18 protein-coding genes and 1 pseudogene are annotated in these 19,433 nt (G+C 47.9%); 13 read left to right on the top strand and 6 right to left on the bottom strand.

Annotation, left to right across the window (positions count from 1 at the left end; all coding sequences use genetic code 11):
* The first annotated feature begins 169 nt into the window (after nt 1-169).
* The 3 genes from OA57_RS04725 to pgi are packed head-to-tail and all read left to right on the top strand — an operon-like array spanning nt 170 to nt 4,362.
* The gene (locus tag OA57_RS04725) at nt 170-1,570 is read left to right on the top strand and encodes a replicative DNA helicase (protein WP_268746704.1); all 1,401 of its coding nucleotides are present in this window, start codon (nt 170-172) and stop codon (nt 1,568-1,570) included.
* Nucleotides 1,571-1,576: 6 nt separating this feature from the next.
* Complete coding sequence (gene alr, locus OA57_RS04720; RefSeq protein ID WP_034614093.1) at nt 1,577-2,695, top strand: alanine racemase; 1,119 nt, start codon at nt 1,577-1,579, stop codon at nt 2,693-2,695.
* Between the two features lie 20 nt (nt 2,696-2,715).
* Complete coding sequence (gene pgi / locus OA57_RS04715) at nt 2,716-4,362, top strand: glucose-6-phosphate isomerase (RefSeq protein ID WP_034614089.1); 1,647 nt, start codon at nt 2,716-2,718, stop codon at nt 4,360-4,362.
* 48 nt (nt 4,363-4,410) lie between these two features.
* Here pgi and OA57_RS04710 read toward each other — a convergent pair whose 3' ends face one another.
* Both OA57_RS04710 and OA57_RS04705 read right to left on the bottom strand, forming a co-directional pair.
* Nucleotides 4,411-5,310, bottom strand: coding sequence for a DMT family transporter (locus OA57_RS04710; protein ID WP_034614084.1), 900 nt, complete (start codon nt 5,308-5,310; stop codon nt 4,411-4,413).
* Nucleotides 5,304-6,491: an MFS transporter gene (locus tag OA57_RS04705; protein ID WP_052122377.1), complete on the bottom strand. Its 1,188-nt coding sequence runs from the start codon at nt 6,489-6,491 to the stop codon at nt 5,304-5,306. The genes OA57_RS04710 and OA57_RS04705 overlap by 7 nt, the downstream gene beginning before the upstream one ends.
* Before the next feature lie 182 nt (nt 6,492-6,673).
* Here OA57_RS04705 and OA57_RS04700 point away from each other — a divergent pair, with 182 nt between their 5' ends.
* Genes OA57_RS04700 through OA57_RS04675 form a run of 6 tightly spaced genes read left to right on the top strand, consistent with a single transcriptional unit; the run spans nt 6,674 to nt 12,478 of the window.
* Nucleotides 6,674-8,425 (top strand): alkaline phosphatase, encoded by a 1,752-nt coding sequence (locus tag OA57_RS04700; protein WP_034614081.1) that lies wholly within the window; start codon nt 6,674-6,676, stop codon nt 8,423-8,425.
* Nucleotides 8,426-8,442: 17 nt separating this feature from the next.
* The gene (locus tag OA57_RS04695; protein ID WP_235424631.1) at nt 8,443-8,937 is read left to right on the top strand and encodes a hypothetical protein; all 495 of its coding nucleotides are present in this window, start codon (nt 8,443-8,445) and stop codon (nt 8,935-8,937) included.
* Between the two features lie 36 nt (nt 8,938-8,973).
* Entirely contained in the window at nt 8,974-9,651 is a 678-nt protein-coding gene (locus OA57_RS04690) for an ABC transporter ATP-binding protein (RefSeq protein ID WP_034614078.1), read from the top strand.
* Between the two features lie 2 nt (nt 9,652-9,653).
* Nucleotides 9,654-10,871, top strand: a complete 1,218-nt coding sequence (locus tag OA57_RS04685) for an FtsX-like permease family protein (RefSeq protein WP_052122376.1) — start codon at nt 9,654-9,656, stop codon at nt 10,869-10,871.
* A gap of 55 nt (nt 10,872-10,926) precedes the next feature.
* Nucleotides 10,927-11,676, top strand: coding sequence for a GNAT family N-acetyltransferase (locus OA57_RS04680; RefSeq protein ID WP_052122375.1), 750 nt, complete (start codon nt 10,927-10,929; stop codon nt 11,674-11,676).
* Nucleotides 11,677-11,713: 37 nt separating this feature from the next.
* A complete protein-coding gene (locus OA57_RS04675) occupies nt 11,714-12,478 on the top strand; it encodes a lysophospholipid acyltransferase family protein (RefSeq protein WP_034614076.1) in 765 nt (254 codons plus the stop codon).
* 32 nt (nt 12,479-12,510) lie between these two features.
* Here OA57_RS04675 and ybaK read toward each other — a convergent pair whose 3' ends face one another.
* Nucleotides 12,511-12,990, bottom strand: a complete 480-nt coding sequence (gene ybaK, locus OA57_RS04670; protein WP_034614072.1) for a Cys-tRNA(Pro) deacylase — start codon at nt 12,988-12,990, stop codon at nt 12,511-12,513.
* 91 nt (nt 12,991-13,081) lie between these two features.
* On the opposite strand from ybaK, the gene OA57_RS04665 reads away from it, so the two are divergent.
* Nucleotides 13,082-14,059, top strand: a complete 978-nt coding sequence (locus tag OA57_RS04665; RefSeq protein ID WP_034614069.1) for an aspartate-semialdehyde dehydrogenase — start codon at nt 13,082-13,084, stop codon at nt 14,057-14,059.
* Between the two features lie 68 nt (nt 14,060-14,127).
* On the opposite strand, the gene OA57_RS04660 is transcribed toward OA57_RS04665, so the two are convergent.
* A complete protein-coding gene (locus OA57_RS04660) occupies nt 14,128-15,030 on the bottom strand; it encodes a LysR family transcriptional regulator (protein ID WP_034614066.1) in 903 nt (300 codons plus the stop codon).
* Between the two features lie 508 nt (nt 15,031-15,538).
* Between OA57_RS04660 and OA57_RS12960 the strand changes: the two are divergent.
* Nucleotides 15,539-15,688, top strand: a pseudogene (locus OA57_RS12960) (DapH/DapD/GlmU-related protein); the annotation flags it as partial.
* Nucleotides 15,689-15,728: 40 nt separating this feature from the next.
* Nucleotides 15,729-16,790, top strand: a complete 1,062-nt coding sequence (locus OA57_RS04650) for an NAD(P)-dependent alcohol dehydrogenase (protein ID WP_034614060.1) — start codon at nt 15,729-15,731, stop codon at nt 16,788-16,790.
* 68 nt (nt 16,791-16,858) lie between these two features.
* On the opposite strand, the gene OA57_RS04645 is transcribed toward OA57_RS04650, so the two are convergent.
* Together OA57_RS04645 and OA57_RS04640 are read right to left on the bottom strand one after the other, a co-directional pair.
* Nucleotides 16,859-17,209, bottom strand: a complete 351-nt coding sequence (locus tag OA57_RS04645; RefSeq protein ID WP_034614058.1) for a rhodanese-like domain-containing protein — start codon at nt 17,207-17,209, stop codon at nt 16,859-16,861.
* A gap of 85 nt (nt 17,210-17,294) precedes the next feature.
* Nucleotides 17,295-18,530 carry a Zn-dependent hydrolase gene (locus tag OA57_RS04640; protein WP_034614056.1) on the bottom strand — a complete coding sequence of 412 codons (1,236 nt, stop codon included), beginning with the start codon at nt 18,528-18,530 and terminating at the stop codon, nt 17,295-17,297.
* A gap of 184 nt (nt 18,531-18,714) precedes the next feature.
* On the opposite strand from OA57_RS04640, the gene pepE reads away from it, so the two are divergent.
* A complete protein-coding gene (gene pepE / locus OA57_RS04635) occupies nt 18,715-19,428 on the top strand; it encodes a dipeptidase PepE (protein WP_034614054.1) in 714 nt (237 codons plus the stop codon).
* Nucleotides 19,429-19,433 lie beyond the last annotated feature (5 nt).

Genomic DNA, 19,433 nt, shown 5'->3' with positions numbered 1-19,433 from the left:
GATTGAAACCTCTATCCGCTTGACGGCGATAGAGGTTTTTTCTTGCGCGCTTGAATGATCTTTTACGTTAGACAGTAAAAAAAGAGGGAATAATTTGCTATACTGCTCCCCTGAATTCGGGCAGGGATATTAGCATAACAGGTGGTCAAAGGTGGCGAACGGTAAGTCGATATTTTCGGAAAGAGAAGCGACAAAGGATAAAAAAATCGAGCCGGGCATGTCTGCTCCCCATTCTATCGAAGCGGAGCAGGCGGTCTTGGGCGGCGTGCTGTTGAGCAATGCCCATTGGGATCCGGTGACCGAACACGTGATTGCCGATGATTTCTATACTTACGCCCACCGATTGATTTTCAATGAAATGGAAAATCTGGCGCGCCATAATCAACCGATAGATATTATTACCCTAGATCAAGCGCTAAAAAGCAAAGGAATTCTGGATGATGTCGGCGGCTTTGCCTATCTTGCCGAATTGTCGAAAAATACGCCCAGTGCCGCCAATATTTTGGCGTATGCCGATATTGTGCGTGAAAAGGCGGTGTTGCGTGAGTTGATTTCAACGGCACATAAAATCGCCGATCGCGGTTATAACCCGAACGGTCAACAAATTAAGGAAATTTTGGACGAGGCGGAACGGAGTGTTTTCGAGATTGCCGAAAAACGCACCGGCAGTAACGAAGGGCCGAAAGATGTGTTGTCTATTCTGGAAACGACATTGGATAAAATCGAATTTCTGTCCAAATCCAAAAATAACAACGGCGTTACCGGCGTTTCGACCGGTTTCTCGTCACTCGATCGCAAAACCGCCGGTTTGCAGCCTTCCGATCTGATTATTGTGGCTGCCCGTCCGTCGATGGGGAAAACCACATTCGCCATGAATCTGTGTGAAAATGCGATGATGAGCGAAGGTAAACCGGTGTTGGTATTCAGCTTGGAGATGCCGGCGGATCAAATTATGATGCGTATTCTCGCCTCAATGTCACGGGTTGATCAAACTAAAATCCGCACCGGCAGAATTGAAGATGAAAACGATTGGGCACGGATTAACAGCACGGTGCAAATGTTCAGCGATAAGCCTAATCTGTTTATCGATGACTCTTCCGGCCTGACCCCGACCGAATTACGCGCCAGAGCACGGCGGGTTTATCGTGATCACGGCGGTTTAAGCATGATCATGGTGGACTACCTGCAATTGATGCGGGCGCCCGGTTTTGATAATAACCGCACTTTAGAAATTGCCGAAATTTCACGCTCACTGAAAGCGTTGGCAAAAGAGCTGGAAGTGCCGGTGGTCGCCTTGTCGCAGTTGAATCGGAGTTTGGAACAGCGTGCCGATAAACGGCCGGTCAATTCCGATTTGCGGGAATCCGGCTCAATTGAGCAGGACGCCGATTTGATCATGTTCATCTATCGTGATGAGGTGTATCATGAAAACAGCGAATTGAAAAATATTGCCGAAATCATTATCGGGAAACAGCGGAACGGCCCGATCGGCAAAGTGCGGCTGATGTTCCGCGGACAATTCTCTCGTTTTGATAATTACACCGGCCCGGAATATAATGAAGAAGATTAAGCAGGCATGAGCAGGAAAATCAGAACCGCCACCGCTACGGTTTCATTGGCGGCTTTGCGGCACAATCTACAACGGGTGAAGCAATTGGCGCCCGGCAGCAAAGTATTGGCGATAGTCAAAGCCAATGCTTATGGGCACGGCATGTCGGCGGTGGCGAAAGTCGTTGAAGAACTGGCTGACGGCTACGGCGTGGCTCGTGTGTCGGAAGCGTTGGCACTGCGTGCACAGGGCATTCATAAACCGATTTTACTGTTGGAAGGATTTTTCAACGGCGACGAACTGCCCATGTTGGCGGAAAAACGGATTGAAACCGTGATACACAGCGAGTACCAGCTGGAAGCGTTGGAAAGTGCGGTATCGGACGGTTCGATATTAGACGGAAAAATAAAAGTCTGGATTAAAATCGACAGCGGTATGCACCGTTTAGGGGTATCGTTACAACAGGTTGAACATATTCATCAACGCTTGCAAACCTGCCCGATCGTGCAGCAACCGATTCATTTCGTAAGCCATTTCAGCCGTGCCGAAGAGTTGGCGTGCGGTTATTCAGAGCGGCAACTGGCACAATTTTTGCAAGCCGCCGAGGGCAAAGGCGGCGAACGCAGTTTAGCGGCGTCAAGCGGCATTTTGTACTGGCCGGATTCACATTTTGATTGGGTGCGGCCGGGCATTATCCTGTACGGTATTTCACCGGATAACGACCATTTGGCAACAGAATACGGCTTGAAACCGGCGATGAGGTTAAGCTCGAGTTTGATTGCGGTACGTAATCACAGCGCAGGTGAAGCGGTCGGTTACGGCGGCAGCTGGGTCAGCCGAACAGATACCAAAATCGGTGTGGTTGCGTTAGGTTACGGCGACGGGTATCCGCGTGATCTGCCCGCAGGCACGCCGGTGTTGATTAACGGTCGGCGCGTGCCGATTGTCGGCAAAGTTTCCATGGATATGATTACCGTTGACTTAGGGGCGGAAAGTACGGCTCAAGTCGGCGACGACGTTATTTTTTGGGGCGAAGATTCAACGGGCAATCGATTACCGATTGAAGAAATCGCCAAACATATCGGCGTAATTAGTTATGAACTGGTAACCAAATTAACGCCACGGGTTATTACGGAATACAATTAACTTATCTAATGAGGTATAACATGCAAAATATCAATCCGACCGCTACCGCTGCGTGGCAGGCTTTGGAAGCGCACCAAAAACAGCAGCAAGCTGTCACGATTGCCCAACTGTTCGAACAGGACAACGCCCGCTTTCAGCACTACTCCCTGAATTTTAATCATGAAATTCTGGTGGATTTTTCTAAAAATCAGCTGAATCAAGAGACATTGGCTTTATTGCGGCAGCTGGCGAATGAATGCGCTTTGCCGCAAGCGATTGAGGCCATGTTCAGCGGGGAAAAAATCAACCGCACCGAAAACCGTGCCGTGCTGCATACCGCACTTCGCAACCGCAGCAATACGCCGGTGTCGGTTGACGGTCATGATGTGATGCCGGACGTGAATGCGGTGCTGGCAAAAATGAAAGATTTTTGCCGACGGGTGATTGGCGGCGAGTGGAAAGGCTACACCGGAAAAGCGATTACCGACGTGATCAATATCGGTATCGGCGGTTCGGATTTGGGCCCTTATATGGTGACCGAAGCATTGCGCCCGTATAAAAACCATCTGAATATGCACTTTGTTTCGAATGTCGACGGCACGCATATTGCCGAAACCCTGAAAAAAGTCGATCCGGAAACCACCTTGGTGTTGGTTGCCTCAAAAACGTTTACCACCCAAGAAACCATGACCAACGCCTTGTCGGCACGCGACTGGTTCTTGGCAAGCGCTAAAGATCAGCGGCATGTGGCCAAACATTTTGCCGCACTTTCCACCAACGGCAAAGCGGTAGCGGAATTCGGCATCGACACCGACAATATGTTTGAGTTCTGGGATTGGGTCGGCGGCCGCTACTCGTTGTGGTCTGCGATCGGTTTGTCGATTGCCTTGTCTGTCGGTTTTGACAATTTCGAACAGTTGCTGAGCGGCGCACATGAAATGGATAAACATTTCCGCCACACGCCGATTGAGCAAAATATTCCGGTTACACTGGCGTTAATCGGGATTTGGAACAGCAATTTTCTCGGCGCCGAATCGGAAGCTATTTTGCCGTATGATCAATATATGCACCGCTTTGCCGCCTATTTTCAACAAGGCAATATGGAATCCAACGGTAAATTTGTCGCCCGCGACGGCAGTAAAGTCAATTATCAAACCGGGCCGATTATTTGGGGTGAACCGGGCACGAACGGGCAGCACGCGTTTTATCAGCTGATTCATCAGGGAACGGAACGGATTCCGTGTGATTTCATCGCGCCGGCACAAACTCATAATCCGTTGTCGGATCATCATGCCAAACTGCTGTCGAATTTCTTTGCCCAAACCGAAGCGCTGGCTTTCGGCAAAAGCAAAACAGTGGTCGAGCAAGAGTTTCTGGCGGCGGGTAAATCGCTGGATGAAGTGGCGCATATCGTGCCGTATAAAGTGTTTGAAGGTAACCGCCCGACCAATTCCATTCTGTTACAGAAAATTACCCCGTTCAGTTTGGGCGCACTGATTGCGATTTATGAGCATAAAATCTTTGTTCAGGGCGTGATTTTCAATATCTTCAGCTTCGATCAGTGGGGCGTGGAGCTTGGCAAACAATTGGCAAATCGGATTTTGCCGGAGCTGGAAAACAACGAACAAATCAGTTCGCACGACAGTTCGACCAATGGGTTGATCAATCAGTTCAAAGCGTGGCGTTGACCGCACTTTGCATGTCAATTATTAAAAACGGCTGCTTTGGCAGCCGTTTTATTTTTTCCTTTCCGATATCGCCAAACCGAGCAGGGTAAACACAATCCCGATAGCGGCGAGCCAAGTCAGTTTTTCATTCAGAATCCAGACCGCACTTATCACCGTAATCACCGGTACCAGATAAATATACAGGCTGGTTTTGACCGCACCTAATATTTTGACCGCATAATTCCAGCTGACAAAGCAGATTGCAGAGGCGCACAAGCCTAAAAACAGGATATTCAGCAGGTTGTCGGGGCGCAGGATTTTGTCAAACGAAAGTTGAAAATCAGTCAAAAACACCGGCGGCGACATAAACAATAAGCCGTAGAAAAACGTACGTCGTGTCGTTTGCAACGTGCGGTAGCCGAATTCACTGATCTTTCGCATCAGAATCGAATAAATCGCCCAAACCAACGCCGCTAAAAAGGCGAGCAGATCCCCGAATGGATTTAATTGCAGTTCAGTGTTGTTTTGCAGGCTAATTAAAACCACCCCGATCATGGCCAGGGTGAAACCGGAATAAAAGCGAACGGAGGGTTTTTCACCGCCTAAAAATAACAGATTGAAAAGTGCGGTCAGCAGCGGGGCGACGGCGATAATAATGCCGACATTGATTGCCTGAGTGTAGAGCAGGGCGATATTTTCCAACAGAAAGTAGAGTGTGATACCGCTCAATCCGGCGGCGGCAAAATAGCCCTCCTGTCGCCAATCGGTAAACGGCAGGCGACGCGGATAAATCAGGTATAGCGCAATAAAACCGATAACAAAACGGATGACCAAAATTTCCAACGGGCGAAAATCTTGCAGCAATACTTTGGTTGCGACATACGTTGTTCCCCAAGTAACAATGGTGAGGAACACGATTAAATGTCCTTTTAGGGCTTGATTCGGCGCAACCGCACTTTGGTTTAACATGATTTGACTTTCCACATACTGAAAAACGCCAGCAGAATAAACAGCAGGCAGAAATAGAACACCGATGCATAATCCCAAATTTCGGCAATGGCGCCGGCAATCGGACCGGCAATCACCCAACTGCTTTTTGCCGCATTGGTGAAAAGCGTAGTGGCGGCGCCCAATTGTTGCGGCATCAAATCCTGAAAATAGAGCATACCGATAGTGGCGATAATGCCGATCAGTACTGCATTCAGCAGTTGCAGCGCAATCAGACCCCACGGATTTTCAATAAACAGCAAGCCGAGATAAAACAGCAGTCCGCAGGCAATGGCGAACAGCAGCAGGCTTTTTTTACTGACATAACGGGTGAGGTAGCCGGCGAGCAGCATAATCGGAATTTCCAGCCCGGCGGCAGTCCCCATCAGAATTCCCGCCAGTTTTTCTTCCAATTGTAAGGTTTTAATGACATATAGCGGCATATTGATCAAATAGATGCTGTTGCAACAGAAAATCAGCATAGTCGTTATAAATAAAAACAGGGTGGCACGACGGTTTTGACGTGGCGCTTGGGTTTTTGCCGTATTGCTGTAATTATTGCTTTTCCGCACTTTCGGTAAGAGGGTAAAGGCCAGAATGCCGCTGGCAAGAAAGGTGACTGCGCCGAGCGAAAACAAAAATTCAAACCCCATACCGACCGCCAGCGAAAATGCCAACGGCGGGCCGACAATCCATGCCAGTGAAATCTGGGTGCGCATAATGGTGGAGAACATGACCGCGTCCTTTTGGCTGCGTTCGCTGTATTCGCGGGCGAAGGCAAAAATTTGCGGGTTTGCGGCGGAACCCAGCCCATACAAGACAACGGCAAAGGTAATCAAAATGTAATAGCTGCGGCTGAAAGCAAAAATCAAGTAGCCGGCGGCGGCCATCAGACAACACAGCAAAATGATTTTACGTCGATCCGGATGCCGATCGGAATAGCTTGCCAGTAACTGCCCGATCACAATGCCGACCACTGCGTTAAACGAATAAAAGAAACCGACCGCAAGCGGACCGGCTTCGACTTCTTGCGATAAAAACAGGCTGAGAACCGGTAGCTGGAAAGCCGAGCCGATACCGGTCAGAAAAGCCATCAGTAAAAATGCAAAAGCAATAATATTGGGCGGTGTCGCCGTGGGTGAAGCGGAACGGGAAAGGCACATAACAGTGAATTCGTTGCAAAAAGGAATATTTTAGCATAACACCAAAACTTGATGTAATGAAAAATAGATGGAAGTAATCATGTTTAAATCGGTCATTGTCATATTTCTGTCATATTTCTTTTGTATAGTGATGGCGAAGCAAATTAAGCAATTTATTACTATATAAAGATTAGGAGACAAAAATGAAGTTACGTTACCTATTGCCATTTATGGTAGCTGCCCTGCCGTTGAGTGTAGTTGCGCAAAGCATCTATCCGATTGATCGTGCGACCATAATGGTAGACGGAAAATTCGATTTTAAAGTAGAATTCGATGAAATTGTTAAGCTGGAAGATGTCGGTATTCAGATCAACGGTAAAGATTTTAAAGACGTATTGGGTAATACCAATGTGGAATTTATTGAAAAAGAAGATGGCAAAGATGTATCCGCACTTTGGCTGCGCAACGTCAGCATTCAGGATGCCGGCGATTATAAAGTGGAAGTCAAAGCAAACGGCAAAGAAAGTGCGGTCGATTGGACGATATATCAAACACCGGATGTGGCCAAAGCGAAAAATGTGATTTTCTTTTTGGGCGACGGTTTGTCAGTAGCGCATCGTACCGGTGCGCGAATTTTATCGAAAGGGATAACTGAAGGGAAAGCCAATGCCAAACTGGCAATGGACAGCTTGCCTGTAACCGGTTTTATCGGTACATCAAGCACCGATGCGATTACAGCCGACAGTGCTAATACCATGAGTGCTTACATGACCGGTCATAAATCTGCGATTAATGCGTTGGGTGTATATGTCAGCCGTTCCGTTGATAACCTGAATCATCCGAAACAAGAAACGCTGGGTGAATTGATCAAACGTAAAACCAACAAAAGCGTTGGTGTGGTGACCGATTCTGAAATTCAAGATGCGACACCGGCAGCCGTTGTTTCCCATACTCGTCGCCGTGCAGATAAAGATAAAATCACCGGTATGTTCCACGATGTAAAACCGGATGTCATCATGGGTGGTGGTTCTGCCTATTTCTTGCCGCAAAGTGTACCGGGTTCAAAACGTAAAGACGATTTGAATTATGTGGAAATGTTCAAAAAAGACGGATACCAATTGGTGACCAACAATACTGAATTGACTTCGATTCCGAAAGACACTAAGCAATTGTTAGGTTTATTTCACACCGGCAACATGGATACCGTATTGGATCGTCGTTTCTTGACTGATAACGGTGTTACCAAAAAATTCCCGGATCAACCGGATCTGACAACCATGACCAAAACCGCACTTGACGTGTTATCGCAAAATGAAGACGGCTTTGTATTGGTAGTTGAGTCATCATTAATCGATAAAGCCTCACATCCATTGGATTGGGAACGTGCGATTATGGGTACCATCTTATTGGATAAATCAATCGCAATTGCGCAAGAATTTGCGGAGAAAAATCCGGATACCTTGATTATCGTAACCGGTGACCATACTCACGGTATTTCTTTAATCGGTACGGTTGATGATGACAAACCGGGTGATGCCAATGCCATGCGTGAAAAAGTGGGCGTGTATGCGGCGGCGGGTTATCCGAACTATGAAGATAAAGACGGTGACGGCTATCCGGATAAACTGGATGTCAGCAAACGTTTAGCGGTGTTCTTCAACAATTATCCGGATTACTATGAAACTTTCCGTCCGAAATTAGACGGTCAATTCGTACCGGCGTTGAAAAACGAGAAAGACGAGTATGTTGCCAACGAAGCGTATAAAGATATTCCGGGGGCGGTATTGCGTACCGGTATCTTGCCGAAAAGCGAATCAACCGGCGTACATGCCATTGATGATGTCGTGATTCAAGCACAAGGTCCCGGTTCGGAAGAGATTCGTGGTTACATGGAAAACTCTGATATTTATAAAGTGATTGTTGACAGCTTGGCTATCAATAGCGCTAAAAAATAATAGGCATTCGAGTGAACATGACCATTCAATTAATCAAAGCGGGGGAAACCCCGCTCTTTTCATTTAAATTTGGTTTGTTTCAAGGTATCAAACGCGGATTACTTTGCGTAGGATTGTTATTGATGAGCCTATCGACTTTTGCCTCTACCAATCTGACCTTTGATGAGCTATACGGCAAAATTTCAGTGCTTGGCATGGAGTTTTCCGAAAAAGTTAAAAGTTTGAAAGATCAGACTGTTGATATGGACGGCTTTATGGCACCGCCGCTCAAAGCCGATGCACAATTTTTTGTTTTGACCAAAGCGCCGATGGCACTGTGTCCGTTTTGTTCGTCTGATGCAGATTGGCCGGCAGATATTGTCGTGGTGTATTTGGATAAAAAGCAGCCTTTCGTCCAGAGTAATGCCATGATTAAAGTCACGGGAAAATTGGCGTATGGTTCTTGGACTGATCCGGAAACCGGATTTGTCAGTTTGCTAAGAATAACTAACGCAAAATTCAGTAAATTATAAAACACGCTTTTCTTTCTGAGTTTGACAGGAGATTGGATGTTAGAAATCAGTGATTTAACCGTCAATATTCCGGCATTGCCGGAACCGATTTTAGCCATTCCGCAATTAACGATTCCGAGTGCGCAACAGGTTGCTGTGATGGGGCCTTCCGGCTGCGGTAAGAGTACTTTTTTAAACATTATCAGCGGATTATTGAAACCCGGCAGTGGTACGGTGAAATGGAGACGGCAAGAACTGACCGCACTTTCCGCAACCGCAAGTGATACTTGGCGTTTTGAGCATATCGGCATGGTGATGCAGAATTTTTATTTGACTAACGGCTTGACCGCTTTGGAAAATGTGTTGCTGCCGTTTGCATTTCGTCATTGGCATGTCGCAGAAGATATAAAACAACGAGCGGAATACTTGCTGACTGAAATGAATATGGCTCGCTTACACAGTGATGTGGCTAAATTATCACGTGGGGAAATGCAACGAGTGGCGATTGCCAGAGCATTATTGGCAAAACCGCAGATGATCATTGCCGATGAACCGACGGCAAGTTTGGATGCGGAAAATAGTCGTAATATAGCGCGCTTATTATTGGAAATCAGCGAAAAAGAACAATGTACTTTGTTGGTTGCTACCCATGACCGATTTTTGTCGGATCAACTGCAACGTCAATTACGGTTACAAAATGGCGTTATCGTGGCGGATGAGCGGAAAGGAGTATAAGTATGTTAATGCTGAAATTGTTGTTGCTTGACTTTAAAAAAAGTAAATTCGGCAGTCTGATGATTATTTTGCTGATTGCACTTTCTACCGCACTTAGTATTACCGTCGGTTTGCAAGAGCGGGCATTGCGTGAAGGCAGTGCACAAGCGGCAGATCGTTTTGATCTGGTAGTCGGCGCGCCGGGTAGTGAAGTACAACTCGTGTTAAGTACGGTTTTTTTACAGCCGTCACCATTAAATTTGTTGGACACCACGGTTTTAAAAGAAATTGAATTGAATCCGTTAGTCGATTGGGCTGCACCGTTAGCATTCGGTGATTATTATCAACGTATGCCGATCGTCGGCACCAATACCGCACTTGTGCTCGATGGCGGTGAGCGTCAGCTTGCTGAAGGACGGGTATTTGAAAAAGATTATGAAGCAGTTGTCGGCGCAAAGAGCGGTTTGAATGTAGGCGATACATTTACACCGATGCACGGGCAATTAGGTGAAAGTAATCACCACTCGCACGATGAGATTGTGTATAACGTGGTGGGCGTGTTGCCTGAAGAAGGCAGTATTTGGGATAAAGCATTACTAGTGCCGATTACCAGTGTTTGGGCGGTACACCAAGAACATGATCACGAGCATGATGGTCCCCCCGGTTATGAAGATGAACACGATCATGAAATTGCCGAATTAGGCGTATCGGCGATTGTGATTAAACCTCAAAGTTTTGCCGGTGCGTATCAGTTGCGTAGCCAATATAAAACCGATCATACACAAGCGGTGTTTCCTGCTGAAGTGTTAGTGCGGGTTTATGGTGTGTTAGGTGACGGCAAAGAAGTCTTATTATGGGTTTCGGTTGTGACACGGATTTTAGTTGCCGTCGCATTACTGATGATTATCGTACTGTACCTACAAAATAGGCAAAAACAGGTTGCTGCATGGCGAATCTTTGGTGCGCCGCGTGCTAAAATTTTCTTGTTGATTTGGTTTGCGTTGATCGTGATGATTGCCTTGGCAATGTTGCTTGGCGTAGTGATCGGCTATGTTGCGGCACAATTGATTTCGCAACATCTTGGCTTGCAAAGCGGCTTCGTGTTGCCGGTTAGACTAGGTGAAGAAGAGTGCCGGTTTATTGTGTTTAATTTTATCTTTGCGATTTTGATTGCTTTATTGCCCTCGTTGCTACTATACCGCCGCTCGCCAATAAATGTTTTACGAAATACGCAAGAATGATATGATAACGCCCTGAATTGTTAGAGTAGAACGAATATTTGGGTAAGGAGAGTGTGTGTTGCAGCATCATATAGAACAACACAATGTCATTGACAACCAGCGTTTGGTCGTCACATTGGCTTCCACTCAAGCCGAAATCGAAGATGCGCAGCGTCTTCGTTATGAAATTTTCGCATTGGAGATGGGTGCGAAAATCAACAGTGTCAACGGCTTGGACATTGATAAATATGATGAACATTGTCAGCATTTGATTGTTAGAGACGAAGATTCGGGACGGGTTGTCGGCTGTTATCGTCTGTTGACTATCGAAGGCGCACGCAAAGCCGGCGGCTGGTACAGTGCCGGCGAATTTGATTTAAGCCGGATTGAACACATATTTGATCGCACCGTCGAGTTGGGCAGAGCCTGCGTACATAAAGATTACCGCAACGGCGGCGTGGTGATGTTGCTGTGGTCGGGCTTGATTAAATTCATGCAGTTGGAAAACCTGTCTTATATGATCGGTTGCGGCAGTATCAGCATGAGTGACGGCGGGCATATGGCCGCCAGTTTGTATCGTAAGCTGGAAAAAAAATATTTATCACCGTTGGAATATCGGGTGTTTCCGCATAATCCGGTGCAACTGGACAAGCTCAAACAAGACCTTGAGGTGTCGACGCCGGCACTGATTAAAGGCTATTTGCGTGCCGGGGCTTATATTTGCGGCGAGCCGGCATGGGATCCGGATTTCAACTCGGCGGACGTTTTGATTATGATGCCGATTACTCGCCTTGACGAACGTTACATGAAGCATTTATGTCGTTGATTACAATTAAAACTGATAAAATTCAATAAGGCGGCTTATGCATTCGGTGGTTGTTTTTTGGCGATTGACCTTAATCGCCTATTTTTTAATGAGCGGTGTTTTCCAAATGCTGCTATTGTTTCCGCGCTGTACGGCCGAACAAAAATTGGCACGTATTCAGCGTTGGTCACAACAAATTTTGCATGTTTTTAACATCAAAGTGAATGCGCATAATGTCCCGCCGTTGTCGCAAACCAAAAGTACGATGTTTATCTGCAACCATATTTCATGGTTGGATATTTTTGCTATTAATGCGGTGTTGCCGGGGCAATTTATTGCTAAAGAAGATGTGCGCAAATGGCCGATAATCGGCTATTTGGCGGCGCAGGCGGATACGGTGTTTGTGTCTCGCCAGCGCGGAAATGCCGGCACGCAGGGCAAGGTGGACGGCGTGGCGAGCGCACTGCGTAACGGCGCACAAATCACGCTGTTTCCGGAGGGCACCTCAACCAACGGCGAGCAGGTTCTGCCGTTTAAAAGCAGCTTTTTTCAAGCGGCGATCGATGGCGACGCAAAAGTTTGGCCGGTGTTGTGCTTTTACCCGGCGGAACACGGCGGCAGCAACGAAACGATGGCATATTACGGTGATGTCAGCCTGTGGCGGTCGTTAAAAGATCTGGCGGCACAGAAAAGTGCGGTGATTGAGCTGACGTTTTACCAAGCGATTGATACCGTCGGCAAAGAACGGCGTGATCTGGCGGATCAAACTTACATGATCCTCTCAAGCGAACTGGCAAAAGCGCTGGAACGCAGTCGTCAATAGCACCAAAGTGCGGTATCGCACCGCACTTGTGTTTAATATTGGTCGCGCAAATCAACAACATTTCCTTTTGTCGCCAGTGCCAAATCCGCTGGCGTTAACGCCAGATCCAGTCCGCGCTTGCCGCCGGAAACATAGATCAAATCCCATTCGACCGCACTTTGATCGATAAAGGTCGGCAGGGCTTTTTTCTGTCCGATCGGGCTGATGCCGCCGACCAGATAGCCGGAAGATTTCTGCGCCGCCTCAATTTCGGCCATTTCCGCTTTTTTCACGTTTAATGCTTTGGCGGCTTTTTTCAGGCTCAGTTTATGGGAAACGGGAATAATCATCACCGCCAGCTTTTTCTGATCGCCATTGATTGCAACCAATAATGTTTTAAAGGTCTGCCCGGCGGACAATCCCAACTTTTCTGCGGCTTCATGCCCGAAATCGCGGATAGTCGGATCGTGTTCATAGGCATGAACGCTGAAAGGAATATTGTGTTTGGTTAAATAGTGGATTGCAGGGGTCATACTCGCTCTCTTTTGATTCTTTTACAGACTTATCTAGTGAAATTCCGTAGAATGGCGCAGTGAATTTTACCCTGTTTATTAGGAGAACAAAATGCAAACAGCGTTAAATGTCGTGATCGCCGCCGAATTTGAATTGGCGGAAAAAATTGCCGAATTGCTGGAACAAGGGGCTTTGCCGATTGAGAAACTCTCGCTTGCCGAAATTTATCCGTTTGGTGAAGAGCAGGGGCTGCGTTTTCATAACCGTAGTGTTGAACAGCAAGCGATTGAAGAGATTGATTGGCACGATAAACAATATTTGTTTTTTGCCGGTGAAAGCAAACATGCGGCGTATGTCGCACAAGCCGCGGACAGCGGCTGTGTGGTGATTGATCTCAATGGCGTTTGTGCGGTGCTGCATGATGTGCCGTTGATCGTGCCGGGCTTTAATGATACGCAGTTGGCGGACTTGCGCAATCGCAATATCGTCTCGTTGGCGGATCCGCAAATCAGTCAGCTGATTTTGACCGCGGGTTCGGTGCTGCTGCAAGGTGAGATCAACCGTGTGTTGGTCAGCTCGATGTTGCCGGCATCTTATGTCAACGCAGAACAGGTGAAAAAACTGGCGGGGCAGACGGCACGCTTATTGAACGGCATTTCGCTGGACGACGGTGAAGCGCGCTTGGCATTTGATGTGGCGCCGTTTAATTTGCACGAGCCCGATCGTCTGTTGCAGCAATTCCAAAAGATTTTGCCGAACAGTGAAATTCAACTGATTATTCATCAGCTGCAAAGTGCGGTTTTTTACGGATTGGGACAGCAAGTGACCGCACTTTCCGATTATCAGAGTGACATTACGTCTTGGCTGGCGGCTTGGGCGGATAATCGCTTGCTGCAATTGCATTCGGAACAGGTGATCACTCCGGTCAGTCATGGCGAACGGTATCAGGAATGCGATCAGATCCATATCAGTGATGTGGTGGCGCTGGATAACGGTATCCGCTTTTGGACGGTGTGCGACGAACAGCGTTTCAGTCTGGCGTTGTTGGGCGTGAAGCTGGCGGAAACGGTTTATTTGCAGGGCTACTAAGTCCGGCAGACCGCACTTTGCGCCAAAAGTCCGGCAGACCGCACTTTTGGCGCAAAGTGCGGTTTATTTCAATTAAAATACTTGCTTAAAATAGCCGCCAATAAATCAAACACCACTTTCACCCGCACCGGCGTGACCGCTCTTTGCGGACGGTAGAGGTAGATCGGCCAGCGTATTTTGGGTATATCCGCCAATACTTCAACCAGTTTGCCGTTTTGTAAGTGCGGATCGCACAGCCAATCCAATTGATGAGAAAAGCCCCGTCCCGACAATGCCGCTTGCAGACTGTTATGGATATTGCTGCTGATAAATACCGGATTACGCGGCATAAACTGGGTTTCTTCGTTGATATACCATGACCAAAAACGTCCGGTGTTGGCGTCCAGTGCGGCGGTCAGCGGGAAATTTTTTTGCAGGTCATTAATAGTTTTCGGAATGCCGTATTGTTCAATCAAGTGCGGTGTGGCCACAATTTTTTCACTGACTTCGCCCAAACGGCGCGCAATTAAGCGGCTGTCGCTCAGGTTGCCTATGCGCAAGCCGATGTCAATTTGCGATTCGACGACATTTAAACGCACGCCATCGGTGCGCCAGTCCAGAATCAGGTCGGGATAGGGCGTTAATACGGCGAACAGTTCGTCCAAAATCGCACTTTCATGCGGCAGTTCGGGCACAGTGATTCGGACTAAGCCGCTCATTTCATCGATATGTTTGCGTTTTGACGGCGCAAATAATCGTTCGCTTTCTTCCAACAATTGCTGCGCCTGAGGCAGAAACCGGTCGCCGAAATCGGTCAGCCGGATTTGTCGGGTATTGCGTTGAAACAGCGCCTCGCCGAGATGGTCTTCCAGTTCGGCAATGATTCGGGTGACCACCGGCGGGGAAACCGCAAGACGGCTTGCCGCTTCACGAAACTGCATGGTTTCGGCGGTGGTGCAAAAGACTTTGAGTGCTTCCAATTTGTTCAACATAGTTTCTGTTTCCGAAATTATCAAATTCAAATTTATGAATATACAGGAAATCGTAATCTGATTATTATATTACAGATTACGATATTTACGCCATGATGGAGAACACATGTCTGCACAAGATATTTTTACACGGGAAAAAGCGGGTGAGCTGATTTCACTGACGGATCCGGAATATGGGAAAATCGCACGCCTGATCACGGAAGCCCAACAAACTATTGCTGAGATGAATACGGGTTATCATGATCCGGCGCAAGTGCGGTTACTGTTTTCCCGCTTGACCGGTGCGGTGGTGGACGAATCATTTTGGCTGATGCCGCCGTTTTATACCGATTTCGGGAAAAATATCCGAGTCGGTAAAAATGTGTTTATCAATCACGCCTGTGAATTTATGGATCGCGGCGGGATTACGCTGGGCGACAATGTCTTGATTGGGCCGAAGGTGAATCTGGTGACTATTAATCACCCGATTGATCCGCTGACACGCCGTGCAACCTATTGTGCGCCGATTGTATTGGAAAATAATGTTTGGTTGGGGGCGGCGGTTTCGGTGATGCCGGGGGTGACGATCGGCGAGAATTCGATTGTTGCGGCTAATGCGGTGGTCACTAAAGATGTTGCGCCGAACAGTATTGTCGGCGGAATACCCGCCAAACTGATTAAAATGATTGAGAGTAAATAGTTCAAAAGAGGAATGCTATATGACCATTACAGTACGCGGCTATGCCGCACAATCCGCAACCAGCCCGTTGGCACCGTTTGAATTCGAACGCCGTGAAGTGCGCGCCAACGATGTAGAAATTGATATTGAATATTGCGGCGTTTGCCATTCCGATATTCACCAAGCCCGTAACGATTGGGGCTGGAGCCATTATCCGATTGTGCCGGGGCATGAAATTGTCGGCCGTGTACGCCGTGTCGGGGCGCAGGTCAGCAAGTTTAACGTCGGGGATTTAGTCGGCGTGGGCTGTATGGTCGATTCTTGTCAGCATTGCCACCCGTGCGAACAAGATCTGGAGCAATACTGTGAAAACGGGAATGTGCAGACCTATAACGACACCGATCGTTTCGGTGATCAGATGCCGACTTACGGCGGCTACAGCGATACCATTGTCGTCACCGAAAAATTTGTCCTCAGCGTGCCGGAAAATCTGGAGACGCAAGCGGTAGCGCCGTTATTATGTGCCGGTATTACCACGTGGTCGCCGCTGCGGCATTGGCATGTGGGGAAAGGCAGTAAAGTTGCGGTGGTCGGTCTGGGCGGATTGGGGCATATGGCGATTAAACTGGCAAATGCACTGGGCGCGGAAGTGACCTTGTTCACCCGTTCCGGCGGCAAAGAGGCGGATGCTTATCAGCTGGGGGCACATCATGTGGTTTTCTCTACTTCGGAAGAGCAGATGCAGTCGGTTGCCAACCATTTTGATCTGATTATCGACACAGTGCCTTATACCCATGATTTGAAACCGTATATCGCCACCTTGGCGCTGGACGGAACGTTGGTTCTGGTTGGGCTTGTGGGCGAATTGGAATCTACGGTTAACACCGTCCCGTTGGTCACCGGTCGCCGCACCGTCGCCGGTTCGATGATCGGCGGCATTGCCGAAACTCAGGAAATGCTGGATTTCTGCGGTCGGCATAATATCGTTTCCGATGTGGAAATGATCACGATGCAAAATATCAATGACGCATACGAACGGATGCTGAAAAGCGATGTGAAATATCGCTTTGTGATCGACATGAAAAGCCTGAAAAACGGCTGATATTGATCTCAAGTGCGGTATAGCCCGTTTGTTATACCGCACTTTGTCTGTGTAGAGTCAACAGAAGGTTATTTAACACCGTCTGCTTTTAACTGTGCATATCCGCCCAGATTTTCAACATTACGATAGCCTAATTTTTCCAGTTCCGCCTTGGCGGCTTCGGCTCGGCGCCCACTACGGCAATAAACATAAATTTTTTGATCTTTATCGGTAGTCAATCGGCTGATTTGACGCTCGATTTGATCATGCGGAATATGCACCGCACTTTGCAAGTGGCCGGCATCGAATTCGTCTTTGCTGCGGACATCAATCATCAGCGGATTTTGCTGTTGCTGAATCTGTTGCGGTGTTGTCTCGGTCATTGAAACCGCACTTGTCGCCAATAACAGTGTCGCAGTGATGAGTTTCAGAATTTGCATGGATATCTCCCCTTTTTTCTGACCAGACTGTCGTCGGCTTAATGGAAAAGCAAAACGTGAGCGATGAAATAATCTCATTGCCGTGTTATTTTAGTTCGGCTTGTTGCAATATCACGTGTTGCAGAACGTTGACGCCGGCTTCGATATCCTGCCAGTCGGTGTGTTCCAACGGATTGTGGCTGATGCCTTGGTGTGAAGGAACAAAAATCATGGCGGTCGGGCAGAATGTTGCCATATGCATCGCATCGTGGCCTGCGCCGCTCGGCATGATTTCATAGGCATAACCAAGTGTGTCGGCAGCGTGTTTAACCGCATTAACCATGCCTGAATCCAGAATAATCGGCTGATCTTTGGCGATCAGTTGTAAATCGATTTGTAATCCCCGCTGTTTGGCGACATCGTCGATTTTTTGTTGTAAGGCGAGGAATACGCTTTCCCTCGCCTCGATATCGGTGCCGCGAATATCTACCAACAATTCGCAATAGCCGGGCACCACATTCATTACCCCCGGTTTTGCCTGCATTTGTCCGACCGTCGCCACGGTTTCATGCCCTGCCCGAATCGCCGCCCGTTCCAGCTCGAGCGCCAGTTCGGCACCGCCCAATAGCGCATCATGGCGATAGTTCATTGCCGTCGCACCGGAATGATCCGCTTGTCCGTGAATTTTAACAATACAGCGAATCGGTGCAGCGATGCCGGTGACGACACCGATGGTTTTGTTTTCGTTTTCAAGCCGAGGGCCTTGTTCGATATGCAGTTCGATAAAACATTTGAACGCTTGTGCGGCACGCTTTGCCTGATCGACTTTTTCAAAATCCAACCCGATTTGTGCCAGTGCTTCTGCCAGACTGACCCCGTTTTTGTCTTGTAAATGCGACAGCGCGGCTTGATTGGTGATTCCGCACATCACTTTGCTGCCAAGGGTGGCGTAGTTAAAACGGCTGGATTCTTCGCAAGTAAAGAGAATCAGCTCGAGCGGATAGCGGGTTTGCTGTCGTTGCTCGCAAAGTTGCAACAGAATTTCCAGTCCGGCAATCGATCCTAACGGGCCGTCGAATTTTCCGGCGTTGACAACGGTGTCGATATGTGAACCGAATGCGACTGCCGGCAGATCGTTTTCTATGCCGTCGCGGCGGATAATCGCATTTCCGATTTCATCGATCCTGACGTTGAGTCCCAGCGCCCGACAGAGATCAAGCAAATATTCGCGTGCCGTCAGATCTTCGGGGCTGAAAGCAAGGCGGGTAAGCTCGCTGTCACCGGATGAAATCGTTGCTAAATGATCAATCAACGTTTTGATGCGCTGCATATTGATAGCCATAATCATGTCTCCCTGCCGATGAAAGTTTACAAAAACTTTAAGAAAAGATTGATCCTCTTCACTATAAGATAAAAACAATTGGCGTAAAATCAGATTGGTTACACAACGTATAACTTGCAAGATAAGCCTTGTGAGAAAGTATGTCACAGAATCAGGATGATTACGACTGAAAAGGAGTATGCAGATGAGTGTTAAAAAAATGCTGTTAATGAGCGGTTCCAAATATCGCGATACGGCTTACCTGGTACATTGTACGCCGTGGATTGCCCGCTTCTTGACGGATTGTCGGGGTAAAACGTTGGCATTTGTGCCTTATGCCGGCGTGAGCCGAAGTTATGATCAGTATGAGCAGGCGGTGCAGCAGGCGTTTGAATCGTTGGAGATGAAGATTATTTCCGTGCATCAATCGCAAGATCCGACCGAGATCATCGAACGGGCCGATGCGGTTGCAATTGGCGGCGGCAATACGTTTTGCCTGTTAAATCAACTGTATCGACATAATCTGCTCGAGCCTATCCGTAATAAAGTCAAGTGCGGTACGCCGTTTTTCGGTTGGAGTGCCGGCGCGAATGTCGCCGGGGCATCGATTATGACCACCAACGATATGCCGATTGCTTATCCACCGTCATTCAAGGCACTGGATTTGTTTCCTGCCCAAATTAATCCGCACTTTATTTCCGGCAAAATGCAGGGACATAACGGGGAAAGCCGTGAAGAGCGGTTAAATGAATTTTTAACGGTCAACCCGAATGCGGTAGTTTATGCGTTGCCGGAAGGAACGGCATTGCAGATTCGCGGTAACACGGCAACGGTGATCGGCTACGACAATATTTTGCGGATTAGCGGGCAAATGGACGTGGAAGAGATTGCACTGAATTCCACCTTTAATTATGCATAAGGGAG

This window comes from Chelonobacter oris (genome assembly GCF_000772535.1).
Lineage (GTDB): Bacteria > Pseudomonadota > Gammaproteobacteria > Enterobacterales > Pasteurellaceae > Chelonobacter > Chelonobacter oris.
Note: the sequence above shows the minus strand (reverse complement) of the source record. Positions and strands in the feature narration are given on the sequence as shown.